At 35.9% G+C, this 20,198-nt stretch carries 18 protein-coding genes; 8 read left to right on the top strand and 10 right to left on the bottom strand.

Going from position 1 to position 20,198, the window contains the following annotated elements; all coding sequences use genetic code 11:
* Nucleotides 1–39: 39 nt before the first annotated feature.
* Nucleotides 40–507, bottom strand: a complete 468-nt coding sequence (locus AA088_RS17040) for an Lrp/AsnC family transcriptional regulator (protein ID WP_046746255.1) — start codon at nt 505–507, stop codon at nt 40–42.
* Nucleotides 508–752: 245 nt separating this feature from the next.
* Here AA088_RS17040 and AA088_RS17035 point away from each other — a divergent pair, with 245 nt between their 5' ends.
* The 3 genes from AA088_RS17035 (at nt 753) to AA088_RS17025 (ending at nt 5,446) form a co-directional block, all read left to right on the top strand.
* A complete protein-coding gene (locus tag AA088_RS17035; protein WP_046746254.1) occupies nt 753–2,060 on the top strand; it encodes a dihydrolipoamide acetyltransferase family protein in 1,308 nt (435 codons plus the stop codon).
* Between the two features lie 144 nt (nt 2,061–2,204).
* Nucleotides 2,205–3,269 (top strand): branched-chain amino acid aminotransferase, encoded by a 1,065-nt coding sequence (locus AA088_RS17030; RefSeq protein WP_046746253.1) that lies wholly within the window; start codon nt 2,205–2,207, stop codon nt 3,267–3,269.
* A 104-nt stretch (nt 3,270–3,373) separates the two neighbouring features.
* Complete coding sequence (locus AA088_RS17025; RefSeq protein ID WP_046746252.1) at nt 3,374–5,446, top strand: alpha-ketoacid dehydrogenase subunit alpha/beta; 2,073 nt, start codon at nt 3,374–3,376, stop codon at nt 5,444–5,446.
* Nucleotides 5,447–5,546: 100 nt separating this feature from the next.
* Here the strand turns inward: AA088_RS17025 and AA088_RS17020 are convergent, their stop codons facing one another.
* From AA088_RS17020 to AA088_RS18565, 6 genes are all read right to left on the bottom strand, one after another.
* Nucleotides 5,547–5,870: a hypothetical protein gene (locus AA088_RS17020; protein ID WP_046746251.1), complete on the bottom strand. Its 324-nt coding sequence runs from the start codon at nt 5,868–5,870 to the stop codon at nt 5,547–5,549.
* A gap of 58 nt (nt 5,871–5,928) precedes the next feature.
* Entirely contained in the window at nt 5,929–6,228 is a 300-nt protein-coding gene (locus AA088_RS17015; protein ID WP_046746250.1) for a hypothetical protein, read from the bottom strand.
* Nucleotides 6,229–6,462: 234 nt separating this feature from the next.
* Nucleotides 6,463–7,257 carry a toxin-antitoxin system YwqK family antitoxin gene (locus AA088_RS17010; RefSeq protein ID WP_046746249.1) on the bottom strand — a complete coding sequence of 265 codons (795 nt, stop codon included), beginning with the start codon at nt 7,255–7,257 and terminating at the stop codon, nt 6,463–6,465.
* Nucleotides 7,258–7,652: 395 nt separating this feature from the next.
* Complete coding sequence (locus AA088_RS17005) at nt 7,653–8,198, bottom strand: DUF4136 domain-containing protein (protein ID WP_046746248.1); 546 nt, start codon at nt 8,196–8,198, stop codon at nt 7,653–7,655.
* 26 nt (nt 8,199–8,224) lie between these two features.
* A complete protein-coding gene (locus tag AA088_RS17000; protein WP_046746247.1) occupies nt 8,225–10,213 on the bottom strand; it encodes a urocanate hydratase in 1,989 nt (662 codons plus the stop codon).
* A gap of 140 nt (nt 10,214–10,353) precedes the next feature.
* Nucleotides 10,354–10,506: a DUF5522 domain-containing protein gene (locus AA088_RS18565; protein ID WP_162199699.1), complete on the bottom strand. Its 153-nt coding sequence runs from the start codon at nt 10,504–10,506 to the stop codon at nt 10,354–10,356.
* Nucleotides 10,507–11,006: 500 nt separating this feature from the next.
* Here AA088_RS18565 and AA088_RS17840 point away from each other — a divergent pair, with 500 nt between their 5' ends.
* From AA088_RS17840 to hemL, 4 genes are read left to right on the top strand one after another with little or no spacing between them, the layout of a single operon-like run.
* Nucleotides 11,007–14,444 carry a VIT domain-containing protein gene (locus AA088_RS17840; RefSeq protein WP_052752947.1) on the top strand — a complete coding sequence of 1,146 codons (3,438 nt, stop codon included), beginning with the start codon at nt 11,007–11,009 and terminating at the stop codon, nt 14,442–14,444.
* A 34-nt stretch (nt 14,445–14,478) separates the two neighbouring features.
* On the top strand, nt 14,479–15,390 hold the full coding sequence (locus tag AA088_RS16985) for a 1-aminocyclopropane-1-carboxylate deaminase/D-cysteine desulfhydrase (protein ID WP_046746245.1): 912 nt from the start codon (nt 14,479–14,481) through the stop codon (nt 15,388–15,390).
* A gap of 3 nt (nt 15,391–15,393) precedes the next feature.
* On the top strand, nt 15,394–16,239 hold the full coding sequence (locus tag AA088_RS16980; protein ID WP_046746244.1) for a glucosaminidase domain-containing protein: 846 nt from the start codon (nt 15,394–15,396) through the stop codon (nt 16,237–16,239).
* A 22-nt stretch (nt 16,240–16,261) separates the two neighbouring features.
* The gene (gene hemL, locus AA088_RS16975; RefSeq protein ID WP_046746243.1) at nt 16,262–17,545 is read left to right on the top strand and encodes a glutamate-1-semialdehyde 2,1-aminomutase; all 1,284 of its coding nucleotides are present in this window, start codon (nt 16,262–16,264) and stop codon (nt 17,543–17,545) included.
* An 84-nt stretch (nt 17,546–17,629) separates the two neighbouring features.
* Here hemL and AA088_RS16970 read toward each other — a convergent pair whose 3' ends face one another.
* Nucleotides 17,630–17,971, bottom strand: coding sequence for a hypothetical protein (locus AA088_RS16970; protein ID WP_157547331.1), 342 nt, complete (start codon nt 17,969–17,971; stop codon nt 17,630–17,632).
* A 98-nt stretch (nt 17,972–18,069) separates the two neighbouring features.
* The gene (locus tag AA088_RS16965) at nt 18,070–18,534 is read right to left on the bottom strand and encodes a hypothetical protein (RefSeq protein ID WP_046746241.1); all 465 of its coding nucleotides are present in this window, start codon (nt 18,532–18,534) and stop codon (nt 18,070–18,072) included.
* 445 nt (nt 18,535–18,979) lie between these two features.
* Between AA088_RS16965 and AA088_RS16955 the strand changes: the two genes are divergently transcribed.
* On the top strand, nt 18,980–19,642 hold the full coding sequence (locus AA088_RS16955; protein ID WP_046746239.1) for an ATP-binding cassette domain-containing protein: 663 nt from the start codon (nt 18,980–18,982) through the stop codon (nt 19,640–19,642).
* 1 nt (nt 19,643) lies between these two features.
* Here the strand turns inward: AA088_RS16955 and AA088_RS16950 are convergent, their stop codons facing one another.
* Nucleotides 19,644–20,198, bottom strand: a complete 555-nt coding sequence (locus tag AA088_RS16950) for a GDYXXLXY domain-containing protein (RefSeq protein ID WP_082106828.1) — start codon at nt 20,196–20,198, stop codon at nt 19,644–19,646.

Here is a 20,198-nt window from a genome sequence, read left to right as displayed (position 1 = left end):
CAAAGATAGTGGAAAACACAATAGTAATAGCGATTAAAATCACAACACATCCAAATTCAACTCATGTGTCTGTTTTCCTTTGGACAATGCAATATAACTTTGTACACTTCCCAAATACGGTAGTAACGTCAATTTTGTAATAATAAATTTTTCGTAAGCTTCCACATCTTTTACGACGAGTTTCAATAAATAATCAAAATTTCCCGTAACGCGATGACATTCGACTACTTCAGGGAATTCGTTGATTTGTTTCACAAATTTTTCTAGATAACTGCGCGTATGTCCTTGTAAGGTAATTCCAATAAAAACGGTTTGCTTGAGCCCTATTTTCTTAGCATTCAATAATGCAACATACTTATTAATATATCCTTCTTTTTCAAGTTTTTTAATACGTTCAAAAACAGGTGTGGTTGACATATTAAGTTCTTCGGCAAGGCTTTTAGTAGTTCGATTGCTATTCTCTTGTAAAAGTCTTAAAATCTGTAAGTCTATACGGTCTAATTTCATTAGTATTTAGATAAAAATTATAAAAAAAGGAGATGAATTCATCTATAAAAGAAAAAAACAATTATAAAATTCAAAAATAAAGAAAAAAAATCTAGTTAACATATTGAAGTTAGTGTATTAACGTTTATATGTTGCAAAAACAGTATTTTTGTTCTGATTAAAAAGTTCCCTTATAAAACCTGACTTTTTCATTTGTATCTGATTAGTTTTTTTTGAAGAAAAATGAAAAAATAAAATAAACGCTCATGCCTATTGTACCGTTGAAAATGCCCAAAATGGGAGAAAGTATCTCCGAAGCCACAATTATTAGTTGGTTAAAAAATGTAGGAGATACCATTGAAATTGAAGAAACAATACTAGAAGTAGCTACGGATAAAGTAGACTCTGAAGTTCCTTCTCCTTGTTCTGGAACGATAACTGAAATTAGATACCAAGCAAATGAAGTAGTGCCGGTAGGTGAAATATTGGCACTGATTGATGCTTCAGAAATAGCAAATACACAATCAGAAGTTTCAAATAATGAGTTAAAGAAAGAAACTTCAAAAGTAACTGAAAAAGCAGTAGTAAATCATGCAGCTATAAAGGCAGAAGACTCTCAATTTGTAAGAAATCCAGATGCTTTTCTCTCTCCGTTGATTGTTAGTATTGCAAAAAAAGAAAACATGACAATCGAAGAAGTGCAAAGCATTCCAGGGACTGGAGCTGACGGGCGTATTCGAAAGAGTGATGTGTTTAACTATTTAAAAAATAGAAAATACCCATTAGCAAGTCGTCCACAAACTGCACCTAAAGTTGCTAAAAGTACTTACAACCCATCGCCAATCAAATTTGTAGAAGGTCATGATACCATTGTCGAAATGAATCGCATGCGCAAAATGATTGCTGATCATATGGTGTACTCTAAGCATACATCGCCTCATGTAACAGCCTATATAGAAATTGATGTAACCAATATGGTAGCATGGCGAAACGAACAAAAAGTAGCTTTTCAAGAAAAATATGGAGAGCGTTTAACGTTTACGCCTCTATTTGTTGAAGCTGTATCAAAAGCAATCATTGATTTTCCAGGAATCAACGCTTCTGTTTCAGAAGATGGAAAAAAGGTAATTCAACGAAAAGACATTAATATTGGAATGGCAACAGCCTTACCAACAGGAAACTTGATAGTACCTGTCGTAAAAAATGCAGATGAAAAAAATCTAAAAGGATTAGCTTCGGAAGTAAATCATTTGGCAAATGCAGCGCGTGACAACAATCTTAAACCCGAAGAAATTCAAGGAAGTACATTCACAATTTCCAATGTAGGAACTTTTGGAAGTTTAATGGGAACACCAATTATCAATCAGCCAGAAGTAGCCATTCTTGCATTAGGAATTATTAAAAAACGAGCGGAAGTAATTACGACAAACAAAGGAGATGAAATTGCAATCAGAAGTATGATGTATTTATCCTTGTCATTTGATCATAGAGTTGTTGATGGATATCTAGGAGGGTCATTTTTACGTAAAGTAGGCGATTATCTAGAAGAATTTGATCCAAAAAGAAAGATATAATACTTTCTAAGTAGTACAAGACAATACTAGATGTACTCAACCAATTTATATATAATAATAAATACAAAAACTGAAACATAGTTTTAAAGACCAAAGAAACTTGGTTTTGAATAAAAATAAACAAACCACTAAATTCCCCATAAAATGCAAGTAGCACAACAAATTCAAATCACCAAAGCAGCAACATCAAATGTGTCTAAGCTTGACTTTGACAATATTCCTTTAGGAAGAACTTTTACAGATCATATGTTTATCTGTTCATATGAAGATGGAGAGTGGCAAACACCAAAAATACTTCCGTTAGGAATGATTCCGACACATCCAGCCGCTATGGCATTGCATTATGGACAAGCCATTTTTGAAGGAATGAAAGCAACAGTAAATGCGCAAGGAGAGCCTTTACTTTTTCGTCCAGATGAAAATGCAAAACGATTGAATTTTAGTGCCAGACGTATGGGAATGCCAGAATTTCCAGAAACACTATTTGTTGAAGGGCTTAAAAAATTAGTAGATATGGAGCGTGGTTGGATTCCACCACAAGAAGGAAGTGCTTTGTATTTACGTCCGTTTATGTACGCAACAGAACCATTCATTGGTATGCGTGCAGCCACAAGCTACAATTTTATCATTATTGCGTCTCCAGCAGGACCATTTTTTACCAAACGTATCAAACTATATGCAGAAACTAAGTTTATACGCGCTGCAGAAGGAGGAACAGGGGAAGCTAAAGCCGCAGGAAATTATGCCGCAGCTATTCGTCCTACAGAAATTGCAAAAGCCAAAGGTTTTGATCAAGTCTTGTGGTTGGATGCACATGAGTTCGAATACATCCAAGAAGTAGGAACAATGAATATTTTCTTTAAGATTGATGGAAAATTCATGACGCCAAGTTTGGATGGTGCAATTTTAGATGGAATTACACGCAAAAGTGTAATCTCCATTTTGCAAGATAATGGATACGAAGTAGAGCAACGCCCAATTAAACTATCTGAAATAAAAGAAGCTGCTTCCAACGGAACTTTAGAAGAAGCTTTTGGAACAGGAACTGCTGTTGGAATTGCGATGATTCAAGCCATTGGACATCGAGAAGAAGAAATTCATGTATCTGATGAAAGCCCTGTGGGACAAATGGTCATGGATACAATCAACGGAATTCGTTCTGGGAAGTTAGTAGATAAATACAACTGGATGGTTGCTGTAGCTGAATAAGCAATCATTAAAAAGTATGTTTTAACTCCGCTCAACGCACTTTAAAAACAGGGTACATATGTATATCAGCGGAGTAAAAGGGAACCAAATAGGATAAAACTTTTATGAACAAAGAAATATTACAAAAAGGATTTTCATTGCTCTGCACAGCCAAAGCAATGGCAACATTATATGAAGACAATTTTAAAGTCGTTTCCAAATATGTACATGCTACTTCGCGGGGACACGAAGCTATCCAATGTGCGGTTGGGATGCAATTACTTCCACAAGATTATGCGTTTCCATACTATCGTGATGATGCTATGTTGCTCTCAATAGGAATGCGTCCGTATGATTTGATGTTGCAATTGTTGGCTAAAAAAGAAGATCCATTTTCAGGCGGACGAACGTATTATTCGCATCCAAGCTTGAAAGATGTTGATAAACCTAAAATTCCACATCAGTCTTCCGCTACGGGAATGCAAGCCATTCCTGCTACAGGAACTGCTATGGGAATGCAATATAAAGAACTGCAACATATAGAAGATCAAGCGGCGAAAAATTCTCCTTTTGGCGAAACTCGCCATCTCAAACCAATTACTGTTTGTTCTTTAGGAGATGCTTCTGTAACTGAAGGAGAAATTGCGGAAGCATTTCAAATGGCGGCTTTAAAACAATTGCCAATTCTATACTTAGTACAAGACAATGGATGGGACATTTCAGCGAATGCCGCAGAAACCAGAGCGCAAAATGCAGCTGAATACGCAGAAGGTTTCAAAGGATTAGAGGCAGTTTCTATTGATGGTGCTAACTTCATTGAAAGCTATGAAACACTCGAAAAAGTGATTAAGACGATTCGTGAAGAACGCCGCCCTATACTCGTACATGCCAAAGTTCCATTATTAAATCATCATACATCTGGTGTGCGAATGGAGTGGTATCGTGACGATTTGGAAGAAGCACGTTCGCGCGATCCGTATCCAGTACTCAAACAACAATTAAAGGATAATGGTTTTTCTGATGAGGAAATTTCAACTATCGAAGCAACTGCTATTGCTCAAGTAAAAGCAGATTTTGAAGAAGCCTTGCAAGCTGAAGATCCAACACCTGCAGATTTGTTTACGCATGATTTTGCACCAACTACCATTACAGAAGAAGTTGGAGAGCGTAGTCCAAAACGCGAAGAAAAAGTTGTGATGGTTGATTGTGCTTTGTTTGCTGTGGAAGAACTCATGAGAGCTCACAAAGAATGTTTGTTATATGGACAAGATGTAGGAGGGCGTTTAGGAGGAGTGTTCCGTGAAGCAGCTACGTTAGCGCAAAAATTTGGGGACGATCGTGTATTCAATACACCAATACAAGAAGCTTTTATTGTAGGATCAACTGTGGGGATGAGTGCAGTTGGTTTGAAGCCAATCGTGGAAGTACAATTTGCTGATTACATTTGGCCAGGGCTTAATCAATTGTTTACAGAAGTAAGTCGTTCTTGTTATCTGTCTAACGGGAAATGGCCAGTTTCAATGATTTTGCGCGTACCTATAGGTGCCTATGGAAGTGGTGGACCGTATCACTCCTCTTCTGTAGAATCTGTATTGACAAACATACGAGGGATAAAAATTGCCTATCCTAGTAATGGGGCAGACTTAAAGGGATTGATGAAAGCAGCGTACCATGATCCGAACCCAGTAGTGATTTTAGAGCATAAAGGATTATATTGGTCTAAAGTGCCAGGAACTAAAGGCGCAACTTCCGTTGAACCTGCGGAAGATTATATGCTGCCGTTTGGGAAAGCAAATGTGTTGCAAGAAATTTGGAAGCAGGATCAAAAAGAAACTATGACGGTGGTTACGTATGGAATGGGAACACATTGGGCAATGAATGCAGCTGAGGGACAACGCGAGCAAATTGAGATTATTGATTTGCGAACCCTCTATCCGTTAGATGAAGAAACAATTATTGAGTCTGTACAAAAAACAGGAAAATGTTTGGTGGTAACCGAAGAACCTGTCAATAATTCATTTGCGAGAGCTATTGCGGGAATGGTACAAGAAAAATGCTTCAAGTATCTAGATGCACCTGTCATGGTCATTGGTTCAGAAAACATGCCTGCTATTCCGCTGAATAGTACCTTAGAGCAAACGATGATTCCATCAACGGAAAAGGTGAAACAAAAAATAGAAGAGTTAATGAAGTATTAATAATTTATGTAGTATCCTGTTGTACTACTTAAAAAGTAAAAAGGCTGCTTGAAAATCGTGATCAAACAGCCTTTTTTATGTTTTATTAGTCTACTAAAAATTAAAATGCTCCGCCAAAAGTTACTGCTTCACACAAGAAATCTCCTGGGCTTGATCCGCAGTTACATTGTGTCGGATTGTATGCTGAACCACAAGCCACATCAGTCGCTTGACATTGCGGAAATTGAGTATTGCAATTATCCGAAGGACTTGGTTGAGGAACAGAAGTGCAGGTGTCTTGTGCACATGTTAAAGTACATTCAATATCTGAGTTACAACCTGGCCCAACGTTAGAACCTCCAACAATTTGTTTTGCTCGGTCAAAAGAGGCAATGCTAGACTTGTTTAATTTTAGCTTTCCTAATTGTACATTCTTTTTTTTCATGATTTGAAATTTTAAGTGGGTTTTTTATTAGTATTAAAAGTTAAGTGAAAACTATAAACTAAGCGAGTCCTCCAAAGGTTCCTGCTTCGCATAAAAAGTCTCCTGGACTAGATCCACAGTTACACTTTGTTGGGTTATACGCAGAGCCACAAGCTACATCGGTTGCTTGACATTCTGGGAATTGTGTTTGGCATCCTTCCGTTTCAGCTGGTGGACAGTCACTCGTTAATGGTGGACATCCAAAGCTACATCCTGGTCCTACTACCGATCCTCCAACAATCTTATACGATTGATTGAAAGAAGCAATGTTAGACTTTGAAAGCTTTAATTTTCCCAATTGTACATTCTTTTTCTTCATAATTGTGATTTTAAGTTTTGATGAATGTACTAAAATTAGAAGCAGACAAAAAAGGGGAAAACTGTAATAAGAGTATGGTTTTTTTGTTTTTGTATCTTGAAAATACAAACGCTAAGAATTTAAAAACTAGCTTTTTAAGAAAAAGATGATACAAAAAGTATCATAATATGTTATGGAGATAAAAAGGATATACCTCTTTTCTCATTTTAAATGCGCAAGAAAATAATTATGTCCCTAATTTATAATGGTTTTAATAAGTTTATCGTCCTTGTAAATATATTGTTCTACTATTTTCCCTTGTTCATCGTAAATAGTATACTCTCCATGAAAAAGTCCGTGCTTGTAATAGTATTCTTCTTTCACGACACCATTTTCATAATATTCTTTCCAAGGACCTTCAGGCAACCCTTTATCTCGATATTCTCCTTCTATTTCGATGGCACCTGATTCGTAGTATACAGTGCTTTTTCCATACTTTTTCCCATTTTTGTAATGAGTTACAATTTTTTTGTTTCCATTGGGATGATAGTATATATTTTCTCCATCAACTATTTTTCCATTCCTATACTCAGTTTTGTAGTGTAGTGCGCCGCCCGCATGAAACTCAGTACACAGTCCATGTTTTATACCATTTTCATATGTATCTACACCAAGTAATTCTCCATCAGGGTGAAAACGATATGCTTTTCCTTGTTTGATGCCAGCTTTGTATAAAGTAGCCGTAGCTAGTTTTTTATTATTATTGAAAGTGAGCCACAAACCTTCACGTTTTCCGTCATGGAGGATGCCAAAACTCTCTTCAAGAATTTGTCCTTTCGATTGCGGATCGTATACATGTTGAACTGAAAGTTCTGATTCATAAAGCTTTCTTTTTTTACCGTTCTCATACATGAATGATTTGTGTTTACCATTCGCTTTATAACGAAAAAATAATCCTTTTTTCTCTCCATTTTCTATTACGCTAATCTCTTTTAGATAATTTTTTTTGTCAAGCTTTATTGAGAGTTGCGCTTGTGCAAGTAGTGTCATGGAAAAGAGTGTACAGCAAAAAAATAAAAAGACTGTTTTTAGCGACATAGGACTTATATTTTATAAGGGTAAATATATAAAAATGTGGCGTTCAAGTTTATAAATGAACTCATAAATTAGAATCTACAACAGTAACTATCTGTAATCTAATTTGTTTAACAGGAAACAAAAATCATTCCAACGTTGTAGTAGTATGAATATAGAAGAGAGGCTATTCTTTGTAGTATTTTTTTCTACTGAAATTAACCGAAATAAGAGTTTTTTCCTATGCACAGCAGCACAGAATCTGAGCAAAGGTGCAGCGCTTTTTTTATACCGTTGTAAAAATGAGAAAAATCCATAAAAAAAGCCTTGAAACACAAGGCTTCAAGGCTTTTAGTAATGTGTGTATGTTTTTAGTTTGCGCTTGCCATCGGCGGGTATTCTTTCATAATTTCGGCTACAAACTCACGGATACGCTCTTCTTTTTTCTCAATGCTTCGGTTGTTGTTAAGGTTTCCAGTACCTCTTCCTTGCCAAACCAACTCTTTTTGCTTAGTATCGATTAAATCAATGTATAGTACGCCTTCGGTACGAGTTCTGACAGTACTCATAGGAGCACCTCCCCAAAACCATGGCTGAAATCCCCATCCCCAACCAAAGTATGCATTATTATTAATATCAACACGCTTATTGGCTTTGGTCATAATGTTGACTAGCAAGTCAGGGTTTTCAGATTTTACAAAGCCTCTGTCGGTAAGTTCTTTTTCAATGGAACGAAGAATACGTTTTTTATCAAGATCTGAAATTTCTACTTGATCAATTCCTGTTTTGTAAAACGCAAATGTTTTATACGAATTGAAATCTGCTTCTTTATCATAATCAGAAACCACTCTGACTGAAACACAAGAAGTAACGAGTAGGAGAGCTACTACAGGGAAAAGTAATTTAACTGTTTTCATATCACTGCTTTTTTTGGATTACAACTTTAGCCTAATAACGTATCGTCTACGATATTTGGAAGTGTCACCTGTAAATTAGGTTCAACTTCCATGGCGCGTTTTATAGCAAAAATAGCTTCTTCATTTCGAGCCCAACTTCTTCTAGCTATTCCATTGTTTACATCCCAAAATAACATAGAATGTAATCGCCTCGACGCTTCTATACTACCATCAAGAACCATGCCGAATCCGCCGTTGATGACTTCTCCCCAGCCAACACCACCGCCATTGTGAATAGAAACCCAAGTGGCTCCTCTAAAGCTATCTCCTATAACATTATGGATAGCCATATCAGCAGTAAAACGAGAACCATCATATATGTTGGAGGTTTCTCTATATGGAGAATCGGTGCCGGAAACATCATGATGATCACGTCCTAAAACGACAGGACCAATTTCACCACGTTCAATAGCCTCATTAAATGCTTGGGCAATTTTCATACGTCCTTCAGCATCTGCATATAAGATACGAGCTTGTGAGCCAACAACGAGTTTGTTTTCTTGAGCTCCTTTAATCCAACGAATGTTGTCTGCCATTTGTTGTTGAATTTCAGTAGGAGATACTTTCATAATCTCTTCTAAAACGTTACACGCTATTTGGTCAGTCTTTGCAAGATCTTCTGGTTTTCCTGAAGCACAAACCCAACGGAAAGGACCAAATCCATAATCAAAACACATTGGGCCCATGATATCTTGAACATAGCTAGGATATTTAAAATCAATACCATTTTTAGCCATCACATCTGCACCAGCACGGGATGCTTCTAGTAAAAACGCATTTCCATAATCAAAGAAGTAAGTTCCTTTTTCAGTATGCTTATTTACAGCAGCAGCATGTCTGCGAAGAGTTTCTTGTATTTTTTCTTTAAAAAGTTCAGGTTGATTTGCCATCATGTCGTTGGCATCTTCATAAGAAAGGTCTACTGGATAATAACCTCCAGCCCAAGGATTATGGAGAGATGTTTGATCACTTCCAAGGTCAACATATATATCGGCTTCATCAAATTTTTCCCAAACATCTACAATATTCCCTTGATAAGCAATTGAAACAACTTCCTTATTTGCCTTTGCTGTTCGAACTCTGCTTACTAATTTGTCTAAATCATGAATCACTTCATCAACCCATCCTTGCGAGTGACGTGTTTGGGTAGCTTTCGGATTAACCTCAGCACAAACTGTAATGCAACCTGCAATATTTCCCGCTTTAGGTTGTGCTCCACTCATACCTCCTAAACCTGCTGTGACAAAAAGCTTACCTTCTAAGCCTTCTCCGTTTTTAGAGATTTTTCGTCCTCCATTCAATACAGTGATTGTGGTTCCATGTACAATACCTTGTGGACCTATGTACATATAGCTTCCTGCGGTCATCTGTCCGTATTGAGTTACACCTAGTGCGTTAAATTTTTCCCAGTCGTCTGGTTGTGAGTAATTAGGAATCATCATACCATTTGTTACAACTACACGTGGCGCATCTTTATGAGAAGGAAATAAACCTAGCGGATGTCCTGAATACATCACCAATGTTTGTTCATCATTCATGGTAGCTAGATACTGCATGGTGAGTAGGTATTGTGCCCAATTTTGAAAAACACCACCATTTCCGCCATAGGTAATAAGTTCATGAGGATGTTGAGCAACTGCATAGTCAAGGTTGTTTTGAATCATCAACATGATAGCTTTCGCCTGTGTCGATTTGCCTGGGTATTCATTAATAGGACGAGCATACATTTTATAGTCTGGACGGAAACGATACATGTAAATTCGACCATACGTTTCAAGTTCTTCTTTAAACTCAGGGAGTAGCACTTCATGATGTTTTTTATCAAAATAGCGCAATGCATTTCGGAGTGCCAATTTTTTCTCTTCAGGAGATAATATTTCTTTGCGCTTAGGCGCATGATTAATGGTAGAATCGTATGGTTTTGGACTTGGTAATTCGTTAGGGATTCCTTGTAAAATATGTTCTTGTACTGTCATTGTTAAATTAAATTGTAGAAAGGTTCGTTATGTATACTATTAAGCTGATGTAACAACTTTTTTCTATGGATAACGAATATCTACACGATGAAAATGTGCAGTAGCTTTTTTATATTTCATTAAGGTTCGATCCATGAAATCTATTTTCTTTTTTTATTGAATCCGTATGGGCAATGCCTGCAACCACTCTCGCAACAATACCCTCTTTTTAGATGAAACTGTTCGGTAAATACCTTGTAACCTTCTGGTGAAAGGTAAAAATCACCTTCTTCAATAGGAATTATTTTCTTCATTTCTACAAAGGTACTTAAATTGGCGTAAATTTTGAATGTACATACATATGGTTTTTGTATCAAAATATATAGTTCCTAAGGGTTTTCGTGGAATCACATTGTATCCTTTTATTTTTTTGAGATCTACTCATGATATGCTTAATAAAAAATTGGTGTATCATGAGCGTATACATTTGCGTCAACAATTGGAACTGCTTGTTATTCCTTTTTATGTTTTATACATTCTTGAGTGGTTGGTACGATTGTGCTATTATAGAAACCGACATAAAGCATACGTAAACCTAAGTTTTGAGCGGGAAGCTTATTGCAATGAGCATGACTTTACCTATTTGAAAAATAAAAAATGGTTTAGTTTTATTTACTACTTATAAGGATATAAAATGAATGTAACAAGAAGAATTGTATTCTTGTTAACTCAATAAAAAAGGGGATTAACTCATTCGTGTTTTTTTTGAGAGGATAGAATGTAGAGCTTTGATGAAAACTACAATTCTAGCAGTATGAAACACATATTACATTTTTGGATATTCCTTTTTAGCGCCACTTTAGTAGCACAACAAATTCCTAAAGTAACAGTAAAGGATGCAGCAGATTTGAAACTTACGGATCTGGCGGTAGAGGTAAAGATTATAGGAAACGTAGCTGTTACTACCTACGATATGAAATTTTATAATGGTTTGGATAGAACCTTGGAAGGAGAATTGGTTTTTCCTTTGGGAGAAGGCCAAATAGTGTCTGGTTTTTCTATGGATGTTAATGGCGCTATGAGAGAAGCAGTTATTGTAGAAAAAGAATTAGGAAGAGTTGCCTATGAAAATACCATGCGACAAGTAATTGATCCAGGGCTGTTAGAAAAGACAGAAGGGAATAATTACAGAACGCGCGTATATCCAATCCTTGCCAAGCGACACAAACACATTGTCATTACGTTTGAACAGGAACTACATACACTTGATGGAATGCAAGTTTACGAGTTGCCACTAGGCTTTACAGAAAAACTCTCTAACTTTTCTGCAACAATTAATGTATACACCGAGCAAACACCTTTGGTAGGAAAAAGCAACTACAAAGATTTTTATTTTCAAAAACAACAACATGCATTTGTTGCAACAGTTTCAAAAACAAATCATGCACCGACGGAAGCAATCGTAGTTCGGATTCAAAATTCCATAAAGCAAGAAAATCTGAATACCTATAACGGTTATTTTTACTATACAAAAGTTTTTAAACCTACTTCACGACTTAAAAAGAAACCGAAAAAAATCACCTTGCTTTGGGATGCATCGTATTCAATGCAATTTCGGGATGTAACCAAAGAGCTGCAAGTATTAGAAAGTTATTTGAAATATGTGCAAAATGTTCACGTAGATTTGATTACGTTTAACAATCAAATTAAGCGACAAGACCAAATAAGTATTCAAAATGGAGATACAAGTGCATTAATATCATCAATAAAGAATACAGTGTATGATGGAGGAACAAGTATGGGTATTTTTAATAATAAGCGTTTTCATACAGATGAAATTCTATTGTTTTCTGATGGACTGCTGAATTTGGGTACGCTTACCACACAACAACACATTCCTGTTTATACCATTAACTCTTTGGGAGCTTCTAATCATGAATATTTGCAACAGTTAGCAACAGCGACAGGCGGTAATTATTTGAATCTTGTTAGAGCTTCTGTACCGAAAGCCGTACAAACATTAAAAAGAGAAACCTTCCAGTTTTTAGGAATTGAAAAGAATAACAAAGTATTTGAAGTATATCCTAAAACACAGGTAAATGTATGGGAAAATTTTTCGATTAGTGGACAGTTTGCAGAAGCGACACAAGTAACACTGTTGTTTGGCTATGGCGGAAAAGTAACGGAGAAAGTTTTATTAGATATAAATGTTTCCGAAGGAACCCAAGAGGTCAAACGATTATGGGCAAAGAAAAAATTAACATATCTCAATCAAGACAAAGAAGCTAACAAAGAGAAGATTATTACACTCTCTAAACAATTTCGTATCCTAACAGATTACACGTCTATGATTGTGTTGGATCGTTTGGAAGACTATGTGCGTTATAAAATTGAACCGCCGGCAGAACTGATGGAAAATTATAAAGAATTATTGGCAGAAGAAGCTGAGGAAGCACGAGAACGAAATAAAAGAATTGAACTTAACAAAGAAGAAATTGAAGAAGATTATCAAGATATTATCGATTGGTATTTTGGGAAGAAAAAAGTAGTGAAGCCACAGAAAGAGAACACTGCAAATACAACAAGGACTGCACAGGCAACAACGACTACTACTGAAAATACAGCAAATAAAACAAGTACAACAACGATAGCATCAAACACTATGCAACAAGCAACCAATACGACAAGACCGAATACCATTACAGGAATTGTTTTAGATGACGAAGGTGAGCCGCTTCCAGGTGCGAATGTGTATATAATAGAAGAAAATCGAGGAACTACTACTGATTTTGATGGAAAGTTTACCTTACAGGGAGCAGAAGGTATGATGTTACGAATTGCGTATGTAGGCTTTGAAGCTGTTGATGTTCCTGCAAGTGCTACAGAAATGCGTATACAATTGAAGGGCAATGCAGTATTGGACGAAGTTGTTGTAGTAGCCTACGGTTCTGTAAGAGAAAGGAAAGCAGTAGCTTCTGCTATTGCCACGGTAGAGTCAGAATCCATAGATCGTGTATTGCAAGGAAGTGCAGCTGGTGTACAGATTTCTACAGGTTCAGGACAGCCAGGGCAAAATAGTTCAATCATCATCCGCGGAAGAAGTTCTTTTATTTCGAATGGAGATCCTTTATTTGTAATTGACGGTGTTCCATCAACTAAAAACGTACCACCTGACGATATTCAAAGTATTACGGTACTTAAACAACCTGCCGCCACAGCACTTTATGGAATCCGTGGACGAAATGGGGTAATGATTATCACTACGAAAAAAGGAGCTAGCACCTATACAAAAGAAATCGATTCGCTCAACAAAAAAATAGAAGGAAAAATTCAGCTCAAATCGTGGAATGCAGATATGCCATATATCAAGCTGCTGGAAAAAGAAAAATCAGTAGCAGCAGCGTATCAAAAATATATACAAATACGAAGTGAATACACCAACATGCCAACGTTCTATATAGATGTAGCAGACTTTTTTTATGTGCGAAATGCAAAAGAATTAGCTGTAACCATTATTACGAATCTTGTAGAAATAGAGTTGGCTAATTATGAACTATTAAAAGCGGCTGCATACAAGTTAGAATATTTTGAACAAATGGAAACGGCAGTGAAATTGTATGAAAAAGTATTGGAATTGCGCCCAGAAGAACCGCAATCGTACAGAGATTTGGCACTAGCATACGAGCAAGTAGGAAAGATTAAAGAGAGTTATGACTTACTTTATAAAATTTATGACGGGCAATTACTCGAAAAAGACGAACAAGAAAATTATCTAGGAATGGAAGCGATTGCATTCACAGAATTAGCGCGCTTAACGCAGCAACATTCACAAACATTGAAAATAAACAAAGAAACGCTAAAAAAACTACCAAACATGCCAGTAGATGTACGTGTGGTGATTGATTGGAATCATGTAGATACAGATATTGATTTGTGGGTAGTAGATCCTAATGGAGAAAAAGCATTTTATAAAAATCCTGCTACACAAATAGGAGGTAGAATGTCAAACGATTTGACTGAAGGATATGGTCCAGAAGATTTTATGCTAAAAGATGCTATTGAAGGAATGTATACTGTATATGTTAACCATTACTCGGATGATATGCAAAAAGTATCCGGTCCTACCATATTAAAAGTAACGTTGTATACAAACTATGGAAAGAAGAACCAAACAAAGAAAACTACAGTGGTCCGATTGGAAAAGAAAAAAGGAGAATTGGAAGTAGGGAATTTGTTTTTCTCCAAGAAGTGATGGTTGTAATTTTTGCTGTATTTTTGAGGCTTGAATGGATTTTCAAACGACAAACATACCAATCCAAGAAGTAAGCTTGAACTTTGCTGCCGATAAACGCTTATTTATAAAGCGAGAAGATTTAATTCATCCATTTGTTTCTGGAAATAAGTTTAGAAAACTAAAATATAATCTAAAGGAAGCTCAGGCGCAACAATACGATACCTTACTTACGTTTGGTGGAGCTTATTCCAATCATATTGCAGCAGTTGCTGCCGCAGGAAAGTTATACGGTTTTCAAACAATTGGTGTTATAAGAGGAGAAGAATTGCTTGATAAAGTTGGGAGTAATCCAACCTTGCAATTTGCCGTAAATCAAGGCATGCACTTAGAGTTTGTATCACGAGAAGCTTACCGAGAAAAAACGTCGGAAACATTTCGTACACAATTAAAACAAAGATTTGGGCGTTTATATATCATTCCAGAAGGAGGAACAAATACACTAGCAGTAAAAGGTTGCTCAGAAATTATTACGACAGCCACGAGTGATTTTGAAGTAATTTGCTGTGCTGTTGGAACAGGAGGAACTATAGCAGGAATCAGTAATGGTGCTTTTCCACATCAACGTGTTTTAGGCTTTCCGGCATTAAAAGGCAATTTTTTATCAGCAGAGATTCAAAAATACACACCAAAAGAAAATTGGCAATTAATCCATAACTATCATTTTGGCGGCTATGGAAAAGTTTCGAACGAATTGATTCGCTTTATAAATGATTTCAAAGAGCAAACAGCGATTCCTTTAGATCCTATATATACGGGAAAAATGCTATATGGAATCGTAGATTTGATCAAAAATGGATATTTTGCCAAACAAAACCGTATTTTAGCAATTCATTCAGGAGGATTGCAAGGAATTGCCGGAATGAATCAGAAATTACGCAAAAAAGGACGAGAAACGATTATATAATTCATGAAAAAACAACTCATCTACACCCTTTTAGGATTACTCATACTATCAAGTTGTGGTACGCAAAATCGCGTGGCTAAAACAAAAAAGCCTACAAAAAAAACAACACGAATTGTAAAGACCAAACCTCCTGTAACGGAAACTGAGGAAGTGGAAACCACTTCGCCAGAAGTAAAAGTAACTGTGCCGAATCCTTCAGCTGGAAAAACAGCAACAGAATTATATATTGAGACTTACAGTGAAGTTGCTAAGAAAGAAATGGAACGTCATGGAATTCCTGCAAGTATTACATTGGCTCAGGGAATTTTAGAATCAGGCTCAGGAAAAGGCCCATTAACTCTTCGCTCTAATAATCACTTTGGTATAAAATGTCACAAAGGTTGGAAAGGACAACGAGTATATCACGATGACGATGAAGATCAAGAATGTTTTCGAAAATATGCAAATCCAGCATACTCTTTTACAGATCATTCCTTGTTTTTAACTGGCAGATCTCGGTATGCTTTCCTTTTTAAATTACCTAAAGATGATTATAAAGCATGGGCAAAAGGATTGAGAAAAGCAGGTTATGCCACCGACCGAAAATATCCAGCAAAGTTGATTTCTTTAATTGAGCGATATGAATTATACAAATACGACGCAGAAGTATTAGGTAAAAAACCAGAAGATGCCCAAAAGGTAACTACACATAATGATCGATATACAGTAACCAAAGGAGATACATTGTATAGCATTGCTAGAAAACATAAAATTAGTGTAGAAAAGTTGAAATCTTTAAACGGACTTGAAAGTAATGATATTTTTGAAGGTCAAGTACTGTTTGTAAAACCTCTTCCAAAAGATTTTTAATTAAAAAAACATAACATATAACATGGAATATAAACGTAGCAGCGCGTTATTTGCTGAAGCACAGAAAGTAATTCCTGGAGGTGTCAATTCTCCTGTTCGTGCCTTTAAAGCAGTTGGTGGGACTCCTATTTTTGTGAAGGAAGCCAAAGGAGCATATATCACAGATGAAGATGGGAAACGATATATTGAATATATCAATTCATGGGGGCCAATGATTTTAGGACATGCACATACTCCTGTAATTGATGCGGTTATTGAAAAGGCTCAAAAAGGAACCTCTTTTGGAATGCCTACAGAAATTGAAACTAAAATAGCAGAACTAGCTGTTTCTATGGTGCCAAATATAGATATGATACGTTTTGTAAACAGTGGAACTGAAGCTTGTATGAGTGCAGTTCGTTTGGCACGTGGGTATACCGGGAAAGACAAAATAATCAAGTTTGCAGGTTGCTACCACGGTCATAGTGATGCATTTTTAATTCAGGCAGGAAGTGGTGCTGTAACATTTGGAAGCCCAAATAGTCCAGGTGTTACTCAAGGAACTGCAAAAGATACTTTGTTGGCACGGTTTAATGATTTGGAGAATGTTAAAGAAATTATTGCTCAAAATCAGGGAGAAATTGCCTGTATTATCATTGAACCAGTAGCTGGAAACATGGGATGCATTCCGCCAAAAAAAGGTTTCTTGGAAGGACTTCGTTCCCTTTGCGATGCCCATGAAATTTTATTAATTTTTGATGAGGTAATGACAGGTTTTCGCTTGGCAAAAGGAGGAGCACAAGAACTGTTAGGAATTCATGCAGATATTGTTTGTTTCGGAAAAGTGATAGGAGGTGGTTTACCTGTGGGTGCATTTGCAGCTCGAAAAGAAATTATGAGTCATTTAGCTCCATTAGGACCAGTGTATCAAGCAGGAACTTTAAGTGGAAATCCGTTGGCAATGGCAGCTGGATTGGCAATGCTAAAAGAATTGAACGAAGGAGCCGTTTTTTCTAGTTTGCAAGCAAAAACTGCGTATTTACATGAAGGAATGAAAAAAGTGCTTACTGAAGCAGGTGTAAATCATTATATTAACCGAATAGGTTCTATGATTTCAGTTCATTTTTGTGAAGCACCTGTAGTAGATTTTGCTTCTGCTGCTAAGGGGAACAATGATCGGTTCAAGAAATTTTTCCATGGTCTTTTAGAGAGAGGTATATATATTGCGCCATCTGCTTTTGAAACGTGGTTTTTATCAGATGCCCTAACCTATGAAGATTTGGATGTAACTATTCAAGCAGTAAAAGAGGTGGCTGCTGAATTATAATTTTAAAAAAATAGCTTTTCCTAATGATACAAAATAAAAAACTCGGCAAATAGCCGAGTTTTTTATTTTGTATCAAGTAAACAGTTATTGTTCGTCAACAACTGTCTTTCCTTTTTTCATTTTTTTTTCTCTTACTAACTCTTGGTGGTAGCTAGCTTTAAATTCTCGTTGCTGCGCAGGAAGAAGTACTTGATTGATTTGTTTACGAACATCTGCCATTGAAGCACCTTGCTCTAATCGGTCGTTTTCATATTTTAAATAAATAGCGAATACTTGTTTTACTTGTGCTTCAGACAATTCAAGCATTTTAACTAATTCAAGCGTTTTCGCTTTGGCCTTTACTTCAGGCGTCTCTTGTGCTGTTGCGGAATTCATTCCTAAAAATAAAACACACACGAACGTGAATAGTGTAATGTATTTTTTCATAATTGTTAGTAGTTGTTAGCTGAATAATGCATCAATAATACTAAAATTGTACAGAAATAGCAAAAAAAGAGAAGCTTTTTAGCTTCCCTTTTTTTGTTTTACTCTTTGTGCGCTTTGTGCTTTCTTTTCATTTTTTTCTTCCCTTTCTTTTTATGCATTTGCATCTTCTCCCATTTTTCATATTGTTCTTTAGAGAGGATATTTTTCATTTCTTTCTTCAAAGCGATTTGCGCGTCCAAACGTTCATTCATATGTTGGTAGCGTTCTGCTTCTGTTGGTTTTTCCCCTTTTTCTTTTTTAACTTGTAACGCTTCCATTTTTGCTTTGCGCTGTTTTGCTTCGGCTGTAGTTAGTGCTAATATACGTTGCTGCTGCGCTTCAGATAAATCCAACGCAAGTGTTAATTTTTTAGTTTTTAACGTTGCAATTTGTTCTGGTGTGAGTTTTTGCAAAAACTCTTTCTTCATTTCTCTTCTTTCGTGTTGTTCATGGCGTTCATTGCCTTCTTGAGCAGCTACATTCAAAGTAAATACGATGGCAAGGGCATACAGGATGTTTTTCATAATTTCTATCGTTTTAAATTTTGCTTCTATGACTTTTTAGTAAGCAAAAGGTTTAACGTGTAAGTTATTTTTGGCAATTGTTTAACAGAATTTAGGTAGGACTTAACGATTTGACGTTACTGAAATTCTTTTCTTTGAAAAACAACCAAAACAAAAATGAAAAATATTCTATATGTCTTTTTTTACGCAAAGGAATTGCTGATGCTTTCTGTTTTTTTGACTTTTATGTATATTCTTTGCAAGTGGTTTTCAGTACATGCTGAACCGTTACTCATTTCTGCTAAAATTTTTCTTCCTTTTATATTTTTTCTCTCAAAAAAAGTAAATAATCAGAGTTCGTTGTATTTTTTATACAATTTAGGAATACGTAATCGGACAATTATATTATTGCTACTTCTGTTCATTACAGTAGATATTTTTCTGCTTCAATTTTTTTACTATTAATATGTTAGAAGTAGATAATATAGAGAAGTACTACCATGGTGTGCAATTGTTGTATGGGGTGTACTTAAAAGCAGAAGAAGGGCAAATTACAGGAATATTAGGTAGTAATGGTTGTGGCAAAAGTACTTTGTTAAAGATTATTTTTGGATCACTTCGGTCTAAGTATAAATTGATAAAAGTAGATGGGGAAGTTGTTTTGAAAAAGTTGTATGAAACGGGTATAGTGAAGTATTTACCACAACATCATTTCGTTCCTAATTTTTTATCCATTCGTAAAGCTTTGCAATTATACCAAGTTTCAGAAAGTGATTTCCTGTCTTTTTTTGAAGCAAATCATTTTGAGATGCATCAAAAGTTTGGAACACTTTCTGGAGGACAGCGACGTATTGTTGAAGTTTTTATGACGCTAAAAACACCTTCAAGAATCATTTTATTAGACGAACCTTTTTCACATATATCACCTTTACAAGTTGAAGCCATCAAACAGCTTATGCAAAAAGAGAAAAAGCATAAAGCCATAGTTATTACAGATCATCTTTATCGTGAAATTACAGAAGTTTCAGATGCTCTTTATTTAATCAAAAATGGAAGCTCTACACGTATCAAAAAACTCACAGAATTGGAAGATTATAAATATATTTCTGAAGGGAGTTTGCCAACTTGATTTATTTTGCAACGGCTTCTTTAATAGAAACACCATTTACCACAATATCGATTAAGACATGTAAATTATTTTCAATATGTACCACTGCGTAAACTGTTGCAGGCGCATCCCCACGCTGGGCTTCTCTGGCTAAAGTTTCTGCATCATACGCTTTAGATTCTTCCATGTAATAGCGATTAAAAGGCAGTTCAAAGTGTACTTTGCCACTGTAATAATTCAAATTATCAACTTCTATATAATCAAAATCGGTATTTGGGAGCAAGGTTTTAGAAACAGTTTCTAAAACGGCAAATCCATCTTCGTCTTTAGAAATATACACATACGCTTTTTGATCATATTCCCAATCGTCATCGGTTGTTGCAAATGAATTGATTTCATATCGCAATGCAATGTACTTGCCGCGAAAAGGGTCATTTGGGTCAATTGGAGCAGTTTTAAACTTGTACATGTTATTAGAAGCAATTGTGCGTTCGTATTTGTATACAATTTGCCCAGCAACTGCAATTTGCGCAATTACCATAATGCTAAATAGTAGATAGATATATGTTTTTTTCAT

Origin of the sequence: Kordia zhangzhouensis (assembly GCF_001005305.1) — a bacterium.
Taxonomy (GTDB): Bacteria; Bacteroidota; Bacteroidia; order Flavobacteriales; family Flavobacteriaceae; genus Kordia; species Kordia zhangzhouensis.
Note: the sequence above shows the minus strand (reverse complement) of the source record. Positions and strands in the feature narration are given on the sequence as shown.